The sequence below is a fragment of the Clostridia bacterium genome, from assembly GCA_024685775.1.
Taxonomy (GTDB): domain Bacteria; phylum Bacillota; class Clostridia; order Christensenellales; family CAG-1252; genus CAG-1252.
Genome location: JAIKVL010000004.1, coordinates 151,187 through 169,226, shown reverse-complemented (window position 1 = coordinate 169,226; position 18,040 = coordinate 151,187). Strand labels below are relative to the sequence as shown.

Annotated in this window: 2 protein-coding genes; both read left to right on the top strand. The window is 55.6% G+C overall.

Translation table 11 applies throughout. From position 1 onward, the window contains the following. The first annotated feature begins 73 nt into the window (after nt 1-73). Nucleotides 74-17,263 carry a hypothetical protein gene (locus K5753_01415; protein MCR4725861.1) on the top strand — a complete coding sequence of 5,730 codons (17,190 nt, stop codon included), beginning with the start codon at nt 74-76 and terminating at the stop codon, nt 17,261-17,263. 79 nt (nt 17,264-17,342) lie between these two features. Beyond that, the gene (locus K5753_01410; protein ID MCR4725860.1) at nt 17,343-18,023 is read left to right on the top strand and encodes a hypothetical protein; all 681 of its coding nucleotides are present in this window, start codon (nt 17,343-17,345) and stop codon (nt 18,021-18,023) included. Nucleotides 18,024-18,040: the final 17 nt, after the last annotated feature.

Genomic DNA, 18,040 nt, shown 5'->3' with positions numbered 1-18,040 from the left:
TTGGTCCAAACTCGGGACTTCGGGCGATCACAGGGCTCATTTTTCGGGCGCAAGCGCCGTTACGCTCAGCTGGTTGGAAACCAAGCTCGGAAGTGATATCCTCGTTAAAGAAGGCACGCCCGTCATCGAAGTTTTGAACGGAAAGTTTGATGGGCAAGGGCACACGATCACCTACGCCGCAGGCGCAAAGATTTCCCACAGCTATATGGAGACGGGAACGAACGGCAAAGATTTCTCCGATTATTACGACGAGAAACCGAAGGATCGAAAGACTCCTTATTACGAGCATTATTACACGGGTCTGTTTGGGATAAATAACGGCGTGATTTCCAACGTCAAGATCGACTTCGGCGGTTCTATCGTGGACGAGAGAGGCGTTATATATGAAGAAACAAGCGGCGTTAAGGAATGGGATGATGATGTTGCGAGTAAGACCTTTACCTATCAGGAATTTTTCGATAATCAAGAAGCAACCAAACTCGCGCCTTCCTCTTTGGAAGCGGACAAAGCGTACGCGTACTACTTTACAGGTACGGGTTACGACGCGTCGAGGGGAAAGAGAAACCCCGGCTACGTCGACGTAAAAAGGTGCGTCGCGACGTTCTTCGTCGCGGAGTACGATTGCGGGATCCTCGTCGGTAAGAACATCGGTTCCGTCTCGAATATCCAGCTCAACGTCTCCAAATCCGGCTTCGTCAATATCGCCGCCGCCAACGTCAAATTCGGCGGGATCGTCGGCTATAACGCGGGCTCGATCTCGAACGTCAGCGCGGATATTTACGGCAAGGTTAAGATCAAAGCCAAGTATGCGGCGGATGTCGGCGGGATCGTCGGCGAAAACCATTCGTCAAATACCTTGACGAACGTTTGCGCGTACGTCGGCGGCGAATTCAACCTCGAACACATTTCCACCTGTCATAAAGCCGTCTATTACTCCTTTGAGAAGGTCTACGTCTCTCAGAACATTTATCTTGTCGATATGAAAAACGTGGTTTGCGCCAAATTCGGTTTTCCGAATCTCAAAGACGCCGTTATCGCGGAAGGACTTATGGCGAAAAAGACGGAAATGATCTTCGGAGCGTCCGTCCCCGACGATTCCGGGAAGATGACCGAGAAATACGACGGCGCGGACGTGATCTATTATACCTACGGTTGCCAGTCGGTCGGCGCGATCATCGGATATAACGCGGTCCCGGCGACCCTTTTGAACTGCGTCGGTTCAATGGCGGAAAAAGGCGAGTTTAACACCGACACGCTGAATTGCGATTCCGTTTGGAAGCAAAATATCGGCGCGATGGTCGGCAGAGGCGGCTCGGGAACTCTTGCGGACGGAAGCAGCACGGTTACCCCCATCACCTTCCAAAACGCTTGGGCGGTCATGCCGTACGTCGAGTATACGTACGGCACGATGGGAAGCGAAGGCAGACCTATCGTCGGCGATAAATCTTCCGACAGCGCAAACACGAGCGCAAGCCGCGCTTACGTCGAACAGACGATCGCGATCGGCAGGGCGATAAACGATAACGTTTCCTTTACCTTGCTTGCGAAAGAGGGCGTGACCTTCTCGGGCTGGTACAAAGTCGATTCCGCGGGCGCGGAAACGATGCAACTCGCGGGCTTGGACGGCAATTTCTTTACGCCGGAAAACCAAAACGTCAGCGGTCAGCTTTACATCGTTCGCGTCGTCCCGCTTCAACTTTTCCTCGCCGCGGACGTTATGAAGATCGCTTCTTCCTCGATCCAAGGAAGAGATTATAAAAACATTACCTTTACCCTCGGCACGAATATTACGCTCCCGAGCAACTACGTCCCGATCGGCAACCTCGAATATCCCTTCCAAGGCGCGTTCGACGGAAACGGTCTCAGCATTTCTTTGAACGGCGTCGACGGATCCAGCTCTTACGCGGGTCTGTTCGGCTGTCTGGGCGATCAGGCGTCCGTCAAGAACGTCCGCGTCAAGGTCACGTCTCAAACGGGAAGCACCAAAGTCAAGTACGCCGGCGCGGTCGCCGCGATCAATAACGGAACGATCGGGCAGGATTCCGCGTCCGTAAAGGTCTATGCGGAACTCTCGGCGACCTTAACGGGCGAGGTGATCGGCGGTATCGTCGGCGAGAATCGCAACCTCGTTCAAAACGTCGAAACGATCGTCACCGGAGAGGGCGGCTTGAACCCCGTTTCTTCCGACGCGAACAAAGAGGTCGTCGCGGGAGGAATCGCCGGCAAGAACGATCAGAGCGAAGCCTCCGTCCCGATCCTCAAAAACGCGATCGCGGACTTTAAGATCACCGCGTCCCATATGGGACTTTACTCCAATAACTCGAAGTACGTCCTCGGCGGCGTGGTCGGGATCAACGGCGCGGGCTCGGCGGTCTACTCCGTCGTCTCTTGCGTCACAAACGCGGGAACCACTTTGAACGGAAACAGCGGCAGCAAAGCTTCCCTCAATAAATTCCGCGCGTTTATCATCGGCAGAAACGAATCCACCTACGTCGACACGCTGTGGTGCTTGTTCCGCTCGCTGAATCCGAGCAAGGAAAACCTCTACGATCCCGCGTTCGGCACTCCGATCGAGATCTATCGCGAAAACGGCGAAGCCAATCCCGACACCGCGAAATCCGTCCTCGTCAACGGGACGAACTATTTGAGCGCGAACTCGATGACCCAATACGGAAAGGGAGAGATCAAAGTCTCGATCGTCAAGTACGTCGTCGGAAACGACGCGAAGGGCGGTCAGATCCGCTTCAATTCGACGAAGTACTCGACCTCGCCCGCGATGAACGCGAACGATCCCGATTTCTACGATTACGTTTCGAATTTCGAGACCGGTACCCTCGTCACCGTCCCGGAAGGAAACACGGGGACGGTCTACGCGGCTCCGATCGGATTTACGGGCAGGGATTTTTACGCTTGCTTCCAAAAGAGCGTTCTTCAAAATCAAGACGATTACAAGTACATCGCGGATAAGGTCGCGAACGATTTCAGATTGTACGTCCGTTATCAGGTCGCGAATTCTTTCGTTATCGACGCCGCCACGGCGAATAAGGCGCTCGGCGCAAGCGAGGAAAAGCCTTTCCGCGGAAGCTTGAACGGAAACGGTTGCACGATTACGCTGGATTCCGCAAGCAGTATGCACGCGCTGGTCGGCGTCCTCGGAAACAACGACGGGAATTACTATTCGCAGATCAAGAATTTGAAGATCGTCGTTCAAGCGGGAACGTACCTTACCGAATCCGGTTCGAATAAGGAACGCGGTTTCTTGACCAACGTCAACTACGGTACAATCTCGGGCGTTACGATGGACGTTCGCGGTTATCTCGCGAATAAGAACGGAACGGCGGGCGCGATCGCCGGCAAAAACGGCGGCGTCATCTCTTCCGCAAATATCACCTTCGAGTACGCAAACTACATCGGCAAGGACGGCTACGGCGCGATCCTCGGCAAGAACGTCGGCGGTGCGGTCGGTTTGAACGAAGGCGTCGTCGGAAGCGAATCTTCCAACTCCGTCATCGTTACGATCAAAGCGGGCGGCGATCTCGGCGGCGTGATTTTCGGCACGACGGCGGGTGGCATCGTCGGAACGAACGCGAATTCCGGCGTCATGATCTTCCCGATCGTGACGGTGGACGGAATGCTCGCCGGCAGTACGGTCGGCGGACTCGCGGGTAAGAACCTCGGAACGATCCGAAGCGGTTTCGTCTCGATCAACAAAAAAGCGAATTATTTCGGAAAGACCGCGTTCGGCGGTATCGCGGGCGAGAACGAAGGCGCGATCGGCGACGTAACAAGCGATCACGAATCCCTCGTAAAATCGTATATCTACGCTTCGCCGACCGTCGGTTCGAGCGTCGAAGTTTTGATTTCCGCCTTTACGACGGGGACGAGGACGACGAAGATTTTCGGCGGCGCGGTCGGCTCCAATAAAGAGAGCGGGCAGATCTTCTCCGTCCTGACCGAGATCCACGCTCCCGCGATCGCTTCGGATTCCGCGGCGGTCCTCGTTGGCGAAAACCAAGGTTCTCTCTCGTACTGCACGGCGGAAAGCGCGAACGGATGCTTCGTCACCGCTTCGAAAGCAGGCGCGGTGACCGCGGTCAACGCGGGCGAGATCGCTTCCACCCTCGTTACGATCCGCGGAGATATCGGCAGCGCGGCAAACGGGGAGAACGGCGTCGTCAAGGCGCAATACGCGGGCGGCTTTGCCGCAGTCATGACCGGTACCGTCCGGCATTCCGCTTTGACTTGTTACGGAATTTTCCGCGGAACGACGACGGGACTTGCCGCCGCGCAAGCGCACGTCGGCGCGGGATCGAACGCGTGGGTCCAGATCAGTAACTCGACCGACACGCCGACTTGCCCGACTCCGGACAGCGGCTTCAACGCGATCCGCGTTATGGAAGAGACTCTTCTCCAAGTCACGCTCGATTTCGAAAAAAATATGTTTACTTTCCGTTCTTTGATCAAAGGCGCGAAAGGCTGGTATAAAAACGTCTCGGATTGGGACGACGAAGGAAAGGGCAGAATCACCGAAAAGAGCGAAGGACTTTTGAATCAATCGACCTATTCGCCCGCCAACAACGTCGTAAATCAAAACATCCATCTGAGCTACGTCGATCTGCATATCACGAACGCGACTTCGCTCGTCGGGCTCGCGAACCTGATCAACGGACATAACTACTATAAGGGCGTTTTGTTTATCGTCGAAAACGATATCCAACTGAACAACCTGACCGTTTTGACTCCGATCGGAAACGGAGATCATCCGTTCGACGCGATCTTCGACGGCGGCTATCATAAGATCACCTTCGCTTCGGGCAGCGCGATCAGCGGTATGGAATATACCGGTCTCTTCGGCTACACGACGAAGAACGCCGTGATCCGCAACTTCATCCTCGATATTTCCGAGGACGTCACGATCGGCGGCGTCAACACCTTCGAGATCGGCGCGCTCGTCGGAAGAAACGGCGCGGAGATCCGCAACGTCTTCGTTAATCTGAGTTCGAGCTTGATCTTCAACTCCGCGAAGAGATATGCGGGCTCTTTCATCGGTTATTACGACGCGGCGCAGGAAGAAAACGACGCGATCAATTCTTGGATCAGCGTCCTGAACGGGCGCACGCCCCTCATCGGAAACGGCTCCGGCGCGGATAACTTCGGCGTAAACGAGATCGCCGTCCTCGGCTCCGGCTTGACGCAGGTCTCCTTCTTGCAAGACTACGAATTCGGAACGACCTCTCCCATTCGCGTAAAGTATTCCGTCCCCGACGGGAAGACGGGCAACAGCGCGTTCAAGAAGAGATGCGAGGAGTTCTTCAAGGAATTCGGCGGTTGGTATTCCGACATTCGTTCCGCGGAACTCGTGAATTCGCTCCCCGGCTACGAATCGATGTACGGCGCTTTGACCTATAACGCTTCCGATTCGGACAGAGACGTCTCGATCACTCCCGCCTTAAACGTTTCGAACGTTAAAATCGTGCTTTCCTTTATCAATCTTTCGATTCGAGACGAAGACGATTTCGTCCGTTTCGCGAAAAACATCAATACCTACGGCGACCAAGGCGCGAAATTCACCCTTCTCAATAATATTTCGGTCAATTTCGATTCCTGCGAATCGGCAGGAACGGCGGATCGCCCCTTCACGGGTCTCTTCGACGGAAACGGCTACACGCTGAGCGTTACGGGTCGCATGATCAAGCGCGATTATGCGGGCGTCTTCGGTTATATCGGAAACGGCGGTCTCGTCCGAAACCTCCATATCGTCGCGGCGGGAGAAAACGTCAAAGTCGGCGATACCACGACGCTCTACGCGGGTATGGCGGTCGGTTATCTCGCCGGCGAACTCAGAAACGTCGTCGTCTCTCTCCGCGCGGATACGATCGTCTATACGACCCAAGGCTTACCCTCGACGGGCGGCATCGCGGGCAGAGCGGAAGCGGGGTATACTCTCGTAAACGCTTGGCTCGTTCTCGCCGAGAATGCGACCGTTAAGAACCCCGTCGGACTTGCCGACTATTATCTTGCGAATCGCGCGACCAAAGGCGAAGGTAGGTCGATGCAGCAGGTCGGCGTCGGTTCGATGCGGATCGAGATCCAATCGGACGGTTCCAAGATCACCTTCGATTCGACCGAAGTGGACGAAGACGGTCGCGACGGTTTCTACGGCTATATCGACAACACGAACGTGACGGATGAAGTCGTTACCCCGATCCACGACGGAGCGGCGAGCGCGTCTTTGTACGTTTGGACGGTTCGCCCGAGCGACACGGTCAGCCCCGATATGCTCGCGGTCTTTATCAATAAGTACATTTCGAGCGTCGAAGACCTCGAACGCACTTCGATGAACGTCCGTTACGGTAGAAACTATCGCGGCATTACTTATGAACTTACGAAAGACATTACTTTGAACGAGATCGGGTTCAATCCGATCGGCGGCGAAGTCATCACGGGCGCGGGAACTTCTTACGTCAACTACGTCGAGCGCGATTTCATCGGCGGATTCGACGGCAAAGGTCACACGATCACGATGCCCGAAGGTCTCGTCATCGACGCGCGTTACGCCGGTCTTTTCGGCAGGGTCGGCGCGCAGGCGAGGATCAAGAATCTGACCGTAAACGCGAAATGTAAGATCGGTTACGATACCGGCGAAAACACGACCCGCACGATCTACGCGGGCGTCCTCGCGGCGTACGCTCTCGGCGGCGAATACAAGAATAACGTCGTCATTCTCGATAAGAAAGCCTCGCTTTACGGTTCGGTCGGCGTCGGCAGGACGTTCGGTTATTTGCCGAGAAACGCGGGCAACGTCGCGACCAACTGCTGGGCGATCTCCTATAACAGCAAGATGAATTACGACTTGAACGCCGAGGAATTGACGTTCAACGCGGGCTTCGTCTCCGCTTCGAATTTCACGGATAGCGGCAGTAACCAAGGCGGCGTCAATAACATTATGGTCGTCGCGGCGGGGCAGGTCGGAGTCATTCGTCAGCCCAACGACGCTACGAGGTATCACTTTACTTACAGCGGAACGTCTTATTGGTACGATCTCAATTCCTTTACGAACGATAAAGCCGCGTCCATCGGGGCGACGGGCGGATCTTACGAACCGAACGCGAATCTGAAACGCGTCGGTTATAACGTCAGCTTCCTGAACAGCGAGATCAATTCTCTCGCGGATCTCAAACAATACGCGGAGAATATCAACGAAGGCTATAATTTCTACAAACTGACCTTTACGCTGAAATCCGACGTCACGATCGGCGAGAACGACGAGTTCTTCTCGATCGGCACGGTGGAAAACGGCGTTAACGGGACCTTCGACGGAAAAGGACATTCGATCATTCTCGCGCCCGAAGCCGTGATCGGCGGGACGCACGCGGGTATCTTCGGCTACGTCGCGGAAGAAGGCACGATCAAAAATCTCCGAATCCTTCTTAAAGGGACGCTCGGTCACGACGAATATACCGCCGCGCAAGTCGAAATGGGCGCAATCAACGCTTCTTACGCAGGCGCGATCGCATATAATAACGGGCAGATCGAGAACGTCGTCGTCATATCGAACGGCGCGAACATTCGCACTCTGAAAGGCGTCAGCGGTCTCGTCGTCGGTTACGATAACACGAACCTCGTAAAGAACGTTTGGGGCTTGGTGGACGCTTCCGATCTGATCCTTTCCGTCGGCAGCGCGACGACGGGCGACACTTCGGTCAACACGATGAAGATCGTCGGTATCGGAACGGTGGACGCGTCCTTTAAGGACGTCGCGCATAACGATTATCGCGTAAAATTCACCTCGACTTCCGATATCCCCGTTTCGGGTTGGTTCAAGTCCTTCGAGAAGAGTTGGCAGATCTCCGAGGCGATGCTTGCGGGCGGCAGCCTGACGAGCGGCGCGCACGGTTATCTCGTCGCTCCGATCGACTTATCCGCCGCGGGCTACGAAGTCGCGGTCATTAAGACGACGATCGAGAGCGCGGAAGAGCTCATCGCCGTCGCGGAGGACGTCAATATCGGCGGTTATTCCTTCGACACCTTGACCTTTACTCTCGGCGCGAATATCGAGATCCCCTCGATCATGACCGGAAACTATCTCCCGATCGGAACGGAGGCGCATCCCTTTAAGGGAACCTTCTCCGGAAAACTGGATAATTCCTACTATTCGATCACGTTGCGCGAAGGGTACTCGGTCGGCGGCGTCTTCGGATATAACAAAGGCGATATCCGCGATCTCCGCGTCACGGTAAACGGGACGATCGGCGAGATTACGAGTTCTTCCGATCACGTCTACGGGACGGTCGCCGCGGTGAATGACGGATTGATCGAACGCTGCTACGTCGAGATCGCTCAAAGCGGTAAAGTCCTCGGGTACTCCGCGGGCGGTATCGCGGGCAGAAACGACGGCGAGATCAAAGACTGCCTCGTCATCGTAAAAGGTGAGATCCGCGCGGAAAGCCGCGAGGGTAACGCGATCAATGCGGGCGGCATCGCGGGAATCAACTACGGAGTGATCGAAGGTACGGGCGATTACTCGGGCTGGAAATCGCTCGGCATTTTGCCCAAAGCGACGCGCTACGTTAAGGACGGAGGAAGTTTCGTCCTTCACGAGTACGATCTCGAAGCGAACGTTTTCCTCTTTGGAAAGATCTCCGCGCTTTCGAAGAAATCGGGCGGCATCGCGAATGCGGGCGGCGCGATCGGAAACAACTATTCCGGAAGTGCGTCTTATTTGATCGTCTACGTTCAAAACGACGCGCAGGTCGAAACCAACGCGCTCACCGAAGGCGGAGCGCGCTCGGGTGCTTTCGTCGGATACACGAGAGCTTCGATCAACCATAACGTCGCGTTCCTATTCGGCGAAAGCCTGTCTTCCTCCTACGCGGGCGGTATGGCGGGTTATCTCGACGGTATTACCGTTATAAACGGCTGGCTCGTTACTTATAATCGCTCCGTACAAACCGCAGGCTACGGTGCAAAGACCATCAACAGTTTGAACGTCAAAGGAAACGGAACGGTCAAAGCCTCGATCGACACGACGGCGGAAAGCGTTATGTTTACGAATATGACGGACGATAACGGTTCTCAGCTCGACGGCTGGTATCTCGGCTCCGGGGTTCAAGTCGACGCGCAGACGGGTAACGTCGGCGAAGGGAAAAACACCTTCCTTCCGAAGGCGGCCATCCAAAACAAGAGCGTAATGGTCGTCTTTGTAAACACCGAGATCCGCTCGGCTGCGGATCTTGCGGATATGGCGGCTTCCGTCAGCAGCGGGCTGTCGGGTGAAGATATAGTCTTTACTTTGATGAACGACGTTACCGTCGAGGCGGGCGATCTCAAAGAAACGATCGGAACGATGGATTACTCGTTCAACAACGTCTTCGACGGAAAGAATTTCACCCTGACGATGAAGGGCGGTTCGATCCCCGGCGCGGAGTACGTCGGCTTGTTCGGTTTCACCGGGGTCGGAAGCTTGATCAAAAACCTCAATTACGTCCTTGACGAGGGAACGTTCGGTTCCGAAAGCGCGATCTATTCGGGCGCGCTCGTTTCCAACGCGCAGGGCGATATCAAGGATTGCACGTTTACGCTTTCCGAAAACGCGAAGTTGATCGGTAACACGGTCGGCGGACTCGTCGGTTATAATTTCGGGACGATCTCGGACGTTTCGATTTCGCTCGGCGGCGAGATCCTCGCGAAGGGAAGCGACAATACCTGCGTCGCGGGCGGCGTCGTCGGAATCAATAACGGGTACTTCCGAGACAGCGATCTTTCGATCCTGTCCTCGGCGAAGATCTCCTCTTCGGGAGCGGCGAGCGGCTATTCGGGCGGTATCGCGGGCGAAAACTATAAAGGCGTTCGCGTAATCTCGGTTTCTTTCGAAGGCGCGATCACGGTTGAAGCCTCTCTCAGCGCGTTCTCCGCGGTCGGCGTCGGCTTGAACCTCGGCTATCTCGATAACGCATATATCGAAGTTACGAACGGGACGATCACGGGCGGCATCGGCGGCGGCTTCGTCGGGAATAACGTCAACGCCGTTTCGAACAGCTTGATCAAGATCGTCGATTGCGTGCTCGGCGGAACGGACAGCGCGATCGGTTCCAACCTCGTTCGCGAGGCGGAAAAAGTCAATAACGTTTGGGTCTATACCGATCGACTCTCTTCGGTCTCTTCCTGCGACCTCGTGAACTCGATGACCTATGAAGAAGGATTGGTTTTGTCTTGTCCCTCGAAAGAGGATGTCCTCGCGGGTAAGATCGCTTTCGCGACCGAAGTCGCGGTAACGGACGCGTTCCTGACCTTTGCGGAGATCAAGAACGGCGCTTGCGCGGCGGGAACGGGCGCGCACCTCAAAAACGTAAATTATTCGGGTTCCGAACTTTCGTACACGACCTTTGATATGAACGGCAGCGAGGTGGTTTCGAGGCGCGTCGCGGGCGTCAAAGCGATGCTTTCTTCGAGAAAGACGATCGGCAGCGGCGCGGAACTCGCGGCGTTCTCCCAAGCGGTGAACGGCGGCGCGTATACCTTCGCTTCCGCGAACTTTACCCTCGTTTCCGATTTCGATCTCCCCGCGGACGCTTTCCTTCCGGGCGGTTCCTTTGACGCGATCGGCAGCGGCGCGGCGCTTTCTTCCTCCGTCACGATCGAGGGCGGACATCACGTCGTCACGGTCGGCGGAACGACCTTGACGGGCGGTCTCTTCGGTCAGACTTCCGCTACGATCCGTAACATCGGATTGCGCCTCGACAAAGAAGAGACGAACGCTTATCTCGCAGCGAATAACGGCGGTAGGATTGAAAACGCGGTCGTCTATCTCGAAAACGGCGCGGTCGTTTCGGGCGGTCTGTTTATGAAGGAAGGCTCGGGCGAGGCGATCAACCTCTGGGTCGTGACGCGCGTCGATTACGCTTTGGCGCAAGGCGCGGCAGCGTATTCGGTCGTCCGCATCAACGGCGTCGGTTCGATCGAGCAGGGCGGCGAAGGCGATATGATGCTTACCGCAGCCTCGGAAGGCGATATGATCTTCATCGGCTGGACGAAAGAAGGTGCGATCCTTTCCGCAAATCCCGAAATGAACACAGTCTCCGCGGCGGCGGGGCTTTATACCGCGGAATTCATTTCCACGGTCATCGACACGACGTATAAGTTCACCGTCCTTTCCGACGTCATCCTGCTCGGTTACGACGGCGCGGACGAGACGTTTACGCTCGGCGCGGACGTAGCCGTTCCCGCTCCGCTCGCAGGCTTTAAGTCGCGCGCCTTCAAAGGCGTTTTGGACGGCGCGGGTCATTCTCTGACTTTCCTTGCGGGCTTCGACGGAAGCGCGCTCGGACTCTTTGCGGGAACGATCAAAAATGCGCGCGTCAATCTCGCGGCGCTTTCCGCGGGCGTGTCGATCTTCGACGGTGATCAAACCGTCACGCTTGAAAAAGTCGTGTTCGTCGAAAATCGCGACGTGCTTTCCGTCGGCGCTCCCGTCCAAGCGACGAACGTCTATTTCGAAACTTCGAGCGCGTCGCTGTACGAAGCGTTCAAGTCGACTTCCGCATACAGCGATCGCTACTCGGTGATCTTCGGAAACGGACTCAGCGACGTGAAGTATGAATTCGGCGAAAGGATCGTCGCCACGGCGGCAAGCACGGACGAACAAGTCTTCGCGGGTTGGTACGGCGAGCAGGGCGAAGTCTCGGGGCAGGTCATTTCCGAGAAGCGCGTCTCGCTTGCTTCCTCCGCGGGCAACGCGTATATGTTGAACTTCGTCAATCGCGTCTTGTCTTCCGCGGACGATCTCAGCCGTCTTGCTACGGCGGTCGCGGGCGAATTCGAATTCCTCGACGAGACCTTCTTCGTCAAAGACGGAGGATTTACCGTCGATACCGAGATCCGGACGATCGGCAGCGCGGAGCGTCCGTTCAAAGGAAGCATCGTCGGCGGAGCGGACAGCGTCATCCTTTACGAGATCCAAGCGAATCCCTTTATCCACACTTTGTACGGCGAGCTGAAAGATCTCGTGTTCGAATTCGAAAGCGGCGTCAGCGTTAAAGGCGACGCTTGCCTCGTTAAGATCAACCGCGGTTTGATGAGCGCGGTCATCGTCCTTTCGCCTTTGAATACGGACGCCTTCTCGGGCGGCGCGGCGCTTTGCTTGGCGAACGGCGGCGCGATGAAGAACTGCTGGTTCGTGACCGGCGGCGCGGAAAAAGCGGTCGAGGAAGGAAGCCTTGTCGGCGTCAACGAATTGCGCGTGGATTCCGACACCGTTATCGGCGCGACCTATCAAAAGACCAATATCGGGACGAAAGTCAGCTTCGAGCTCACGCCGCTCGTCGGATCGTTCGTCTGCTTGTATGACTTCGACGGGAAAGTCGTCTTCCCCGGCGCGTATAACTATGCGACCGGATTCTACACCGCTCCCGAAAGCGCGTCCGGCGCGAAGATCTCCGTCAAGAGCATTTCTCAAATCTCTTCCGAGGACGAACTAGTCTATCTCGGTTATCTGACCGCGGAAGGCGGGCTTGCTCCCGGCAGCGTGATCACGCTTGCGTCCGATCTCGAAGTCAAGAGAAATCTCCCGTCCGTCTATTTCGACGGGATCATCCTCGACCTCGGCGGGCATTCTCTCTCGATGAAAGCCATGGGCGAAGGCTCTCTCTTTACTTCGAGATCCCAAGGCGGGGTCTTCCGCAACGGCGTCGTCTATCTCCGAAAAGGATACGTCGATCTCTCTACGGCGGGCGCGACGATGAATAACGTCGTCCTTTGCTTGTCGGACAGCGGAATGACCATCCCGTCCTATCGTTCGAGCGGCGCGATCGTTATGACCTTCGATAAGACCTACGGTAGCTCGCTTACCGCGTCGAGCGGATCGTACTCCTTCGTCTATTACGAGAAAGGAGCGGTGTTGACTCCCTCCTTTGACGGTTTGACTCCCGTCTTTACGGGATCGGATAACGAGGCGTTCTATTTCGCGTCGATCGTGACGATTTCCGAAAAGGCGAAAGAAGCGGTCTATGCGCCCGCGGTCGTCCGAAGCGAAAGCGACTTCAATAAACTCTCGCGCGCGACCGAAGTTTCTCCGACCAAGCTCGCCGATCGCTCCGTCGCCATCGCGGAATCTTTCGCCGTTAACGGCGCGACCATCCTGCCTCTCCTCGGTTTCAAAGGCGCGCTTTCCGGCTCGAACACGATCACCGTCACGGGCGGGACCTTTAACGCGGGCTTCATTACCCTCGGCGAAGGCGGAACCGCGGAAAAGATCGCGGTCGCGTTCAAGAGCGCGACGCTTTCCGGTAACGCGCTCCGCGGCGACGGATTCACCCTTTGCACGGTCGTGACGTATCAAACGAACGCTTCCGCGGTCCACGAAGAAACGATCGCTTCTTATATGAACGTTTACGGCGACGGAACGATCGAAGTGACGTTCGGCGATTCGATCGTCTACGCGGCTTCCGCGCAAGGCAACTACGCGCTTCGCGCTTGGAAAGATAAGAACGGGACGATCGTCAATAAGGACGAATCGGGCAGGGCGAAGAATGAATATTCGCTCGCGGCGCCCGTCTCCGCCGTCTTCGCGCTTCGCTATCTCGTGTCGGTGAATTACACGGGCGTCAGCGAGGAGATCCTCAAAAACGGCGCGGCGAATATGCCGGTCTTCTCGGGTCTCGGCGTCTATTTCGCGGACGAACTCGAAGGAAGCGGTTCGAAGATCACCGTCAAAGTCAGCAATATCGGAACGGGGTATATGTTCTGGGGCTTGACCTCTACGAGCGCGCACGAAACCGCGACGAGGAATTCTTCCGACGCTTGGAAGTACGAGATCACTTGGACGACGGGGCATTACAACATCGTCTTGAACGCCGAACTGACCTACGTTCCGATGGAGTGGATCTCGGCGACGTACAGCGGCGCGAATATCACCGCCTCGACCTCGGCTTTGAATTCGGTCACGACCCGCGCGCAAAACGCAGGCTATACCGTCGTCTCCAACTATTCCGCGCTGGGCGCCACGCCTCCGCTCGTCAACGATAAGCCTTTCCACGCCGGTTCGTATCTCGTCAGCTATAAGGTCTACGCCGGCTCGAAAGTCCTTTGCAACGCGACCTCCGGCTTGGAGATCACGCCCGCGATCCTGACCTTCAAGAGCTTGGTGATCAAAGATAAAGTCTACGACGGCAAGGTCGACGCGGAATTGCTCCCCGGCAGCATGCAGATCCAAGGCTTCAAGGGCGGCGACGCGGCGTACGTCTCCGTGGACGGCGTCAAATTCGCGTTTAAGGACGCGAACGCGGAGCAAGGAAAGGTCGTCGTCGTGAGCGGAAAAGCGAAACTCGTGTCGACCGATCCGAACGGCGATCATAAGTACGTCTATCTCGATTACGCATTCGACGGGAACGAGATCACCTCTACGCAGGACGGTTTGATTCGCGCGAACATTCGCCGCGCGACGCTCGAACTCGAAGTCGCTTCGATCGAAACCGATTATCTCTCGCAATTCTCTTCGCCCGTCGCGTTCGTTCCGACGGTCAAGAGCGGGCTTCTTGCGCAAGACCGCGCGAACTACGAAGCGGTCGCGTCCAAGATCCTGACCCGCGAGAATGCGGACGTCTTCGATGCGGGCGCCTATCGCATCATCGTCGGCGACAGCCTCGCTTTGAAGAACTATAACGTCGTTATGACGGGGCAGGAAGCGTACTACATCGTGCGCCCGACCGAGGTCAAGATCATCTTCGATCCGGACGAAATCGAATACGGCGACACGGATTACAAGCCGAAATACCACGTCTGCTCGGGAAGCGAGTGCGGCGGCGGTTGCTCGCATACGGGAATGAAAGAAGGCGACGAGCTCTATTTCGACGCGATCACTTATAACGAGGGCAAGATCCTTCTCCCGTCGGAGACCGTTCGCTACGATCTCGCTTGCCTGTTCTCCGATCGGAACAAGAATTATTCGGTCGCGAGTTTGGACGGATACGCCCTCGTGGACGGCGTCAGAAAAGCCGTTCTCAAAGCGGACGGAGTCTTGAAGGTCACGCCGAAGAAGATGACCGTTTCCGCCGAAGAGGAAAGAAACGTCAAGTTTATCGGAAAGAGAACGGAAACCATCTACGCGTCTTTGACGCAAGGGCAATCCTTCGTCGAAAAGACGCATACGCTCGTCGTTTCGAGAGAACCGGGCGAACGCGTCGGCAAATATCCGCTCGTCTATAAAGTTATGGACGACAAGACGGACGTGACCGCTCGCTACGATCTGACCTCGGCGAAAGAGGGCGGCAACTTCTACGAGATCAAGAAGGTCGCGATCCGCTTGAAACCGAATAAGACTTCGGTAATCTACGGAACGCCGATCTCGACGATCAAATACACGCCGATCGTCGGCGACGGAAGCATTTCGCTTGCCGATCTCTATTTCGCGATGTTCGGAAGCGAGAAGAGAAACGCGACGCTTGCGGATCTCGGCGTAAACGCGCTCGTCGGTTACGATGAAAGCACGATTTTGAACGTCGGCGAATACGACGCCGTGTTCAGCGCGGACTTCACCACGCAAGACGCTGCGGACAGCATTTCGGGCATCACGATGCAGAGCGGACAACGCATGATCATCGTTACGAAGAAATATCTAACGATCCGCATCTCCGACTTTACCAAGACCTATAACGCGGTTAGCGATTTCAGAGAAGCGCTCGTCACCTATAAGCACGAAGGTCTGCTTGAAAAGGATAAGGATAAAGTCAAGGTCGTCGCCGAGAAGTACTCGGTGCAAAACGCGGTCAGCGTCGGAAGCTATAAGATCAACGGCACTTTCTCGTTGAAGGCGACCAAAGCCGAAAACGCGCCGATCACGGAAAACTACTTCATCTCCGTGATCCCCGGGGATTTTACGATCAATCCGGCGGCGGTCACCGTCAAAGCGGAAGTCGGCTATTTCGATAGCCAAGGCGCGTTTACGCCCGCGGTCGTCGAGCGTACGGATCTCGAAGCGCAAAACACGATCTATTACGGCGATAACAAAGCCGCCTTGAAATTCTCGATCGAAAAAGGCGCGAACTTCCTGAAAATCCCCGTGGGCAGCACGGATAAAGAAGCGTCGGATTACATCGCTTCCGAGTTGAAGATCGCTTATTATAAGCTTTCCAGACTCGTTCCTTCCGCAGGTAAAAAGACGGCGGACGAACTCGGCTTGATCGCCGCGAATAATAACGTTAAAGCGACGTTTAACGCGAACGTTTCTGTCGCTCCCGTCTCGATCGTCATCAAACTCGTTCCCACGTCCAAGACGATCGGCGACCGCGATCCCAATATCGCGTACGTCCTCTCCGCGGAAGACCCCTACGACGATTACGCGGCGATCCCGAATTATTTCGAGATCGCGGACGGAACTTTCGAGATCTACGTTACTGGCGACAGAACGGAGGGCGAAAGCCTCGGCAGTTACGAGTATTCGAATATCAAGATCGATATCGTGAACGCCTACTCGGGCGAATCCCTGTTCGATAAATCCACGGCGACGGGTGCGGCGTTCGTCGGCAACGTAACCAAAGAAGGTCTTTCCGACGCGAAACTTGTCATTAACCAAAAATCCTTCTTGAAGACGACGACGGGTAAGATCCTCGTCTACGGCGGCTCGGTCCTCGTGATGGCGATCATCACGATCGTGATCCTCGTCGCTCTCCATAAGGCGAGTAAGAGAAGAGTGTTTAAGCCCAAGAAACCGAAGAAGCCGAAGAAGGAAAAAGCGCCGAAGAAAGATAAGTCTTCGAAAAAGACCGATACCGAAGGCGGAGATGCGCCTGCGGAAACGCACGAAGCCGGATCTCCCGCGGACGAAACGGAAAAGCTCGTAATCGCAAGGATGGGAATCGAACCCGTTGCGGAGGGAGAAAACCCCGCGGAAGGCTCGAAGACCGAAGGAGAAGGGACGAGCGGAGAAAGTGAAGGCGAAACCGAAGCGGAATCTGCGGAGGTTCCCGCCGATGCGGATACGGCGCCCCAAGGCGGCGAGTCGATCTCAGAAGAAGACGCCTTGGATAATCCTGCGGAAGAGGGATCTTCGGATGAACTCTCCGTAGAGGAAAAAGAAGATACGAAAGAGGAAACGCTCTCGGATAAGGAAAAGAAAAAACGCGCGAAAGAAGATAAGAAGAAATCGAAATCGGCGAATAAAACCGCGAAAAGCTTCGCTGCGACGGGTGAAAACTCGTCGGACGCGCTTTCCGAAAGCGGAGCGGATGACCTTTTGGTCGACGACGCATCCGAGATCGACGGCGAATAAAAGCGTTCATTTAACGAAACGAAAGGGCGGGTGACTTGTCATCCGCCCGAAAACATAAACAAGGAGACAAACGAGACTTATGAAAATCAAAACGAGCGACATCGCAATAGCGGCAATCTTCCTATCTTTAATCTTAATTTTCGTTCTGGTACCGATGCCCAATCCGATCGGGCTCAGTATGGCGTTCATCCCGTTGATCGCGGTGATCCTCGCGGCGGACGTAAAAGGTCTCGGAATGGGGATCTTCGCGGGAACCGCTTTCGGCTTCGCGTCTTTCGCGAACGCGTTTTTGCATCCGAGCCTTCTTGCTCCGATGTTTTATAACCCGCTCGTTTCCATTATTCCGAGGATTATTATCCCGATCACGACTTACTTTACGTTTAAGCTTTTCAAAAAACTGTTTCATAAGAGAAGCGAGGACGCGAGCACCTATATCGCCTGCGCGGCGTCTTCCGTCGTCGGCGTTTGCACCAACACGGGGCTGGTCCTCGCGATGATGGCGGCTTTCAACTTCGGAAAGACGTTCGGATCCATGACGATCAACGCGGCGTTCTTCGGCGGACTCCTCGGCGTCAACTTCCTTTTTGAGATCGCGATCTGCACGTTCGCCGCTCCGATCATAACGACGGGGCTGCGCTTGGCGCTTCGTATCGACAAGAGAGGAAAACGCGAACTTTCTCCTGCCGCTGAAACCGCGCTTCCGAAAGAGGAAATCCCCTCGTCGGAAGAAGAAAACGGCGCTTCCGATCAAGCGGAATAAAAATATTTTACGAAGAA

Coding starts and splice junctions, on each gene's coding strand:
- K5753_01410 (MCR4725860.1), top strand. CDS start 17,343: ATGAAAATCAAAACGAGCGACATCGCAATAGCGGCAATCTTCCTATCT.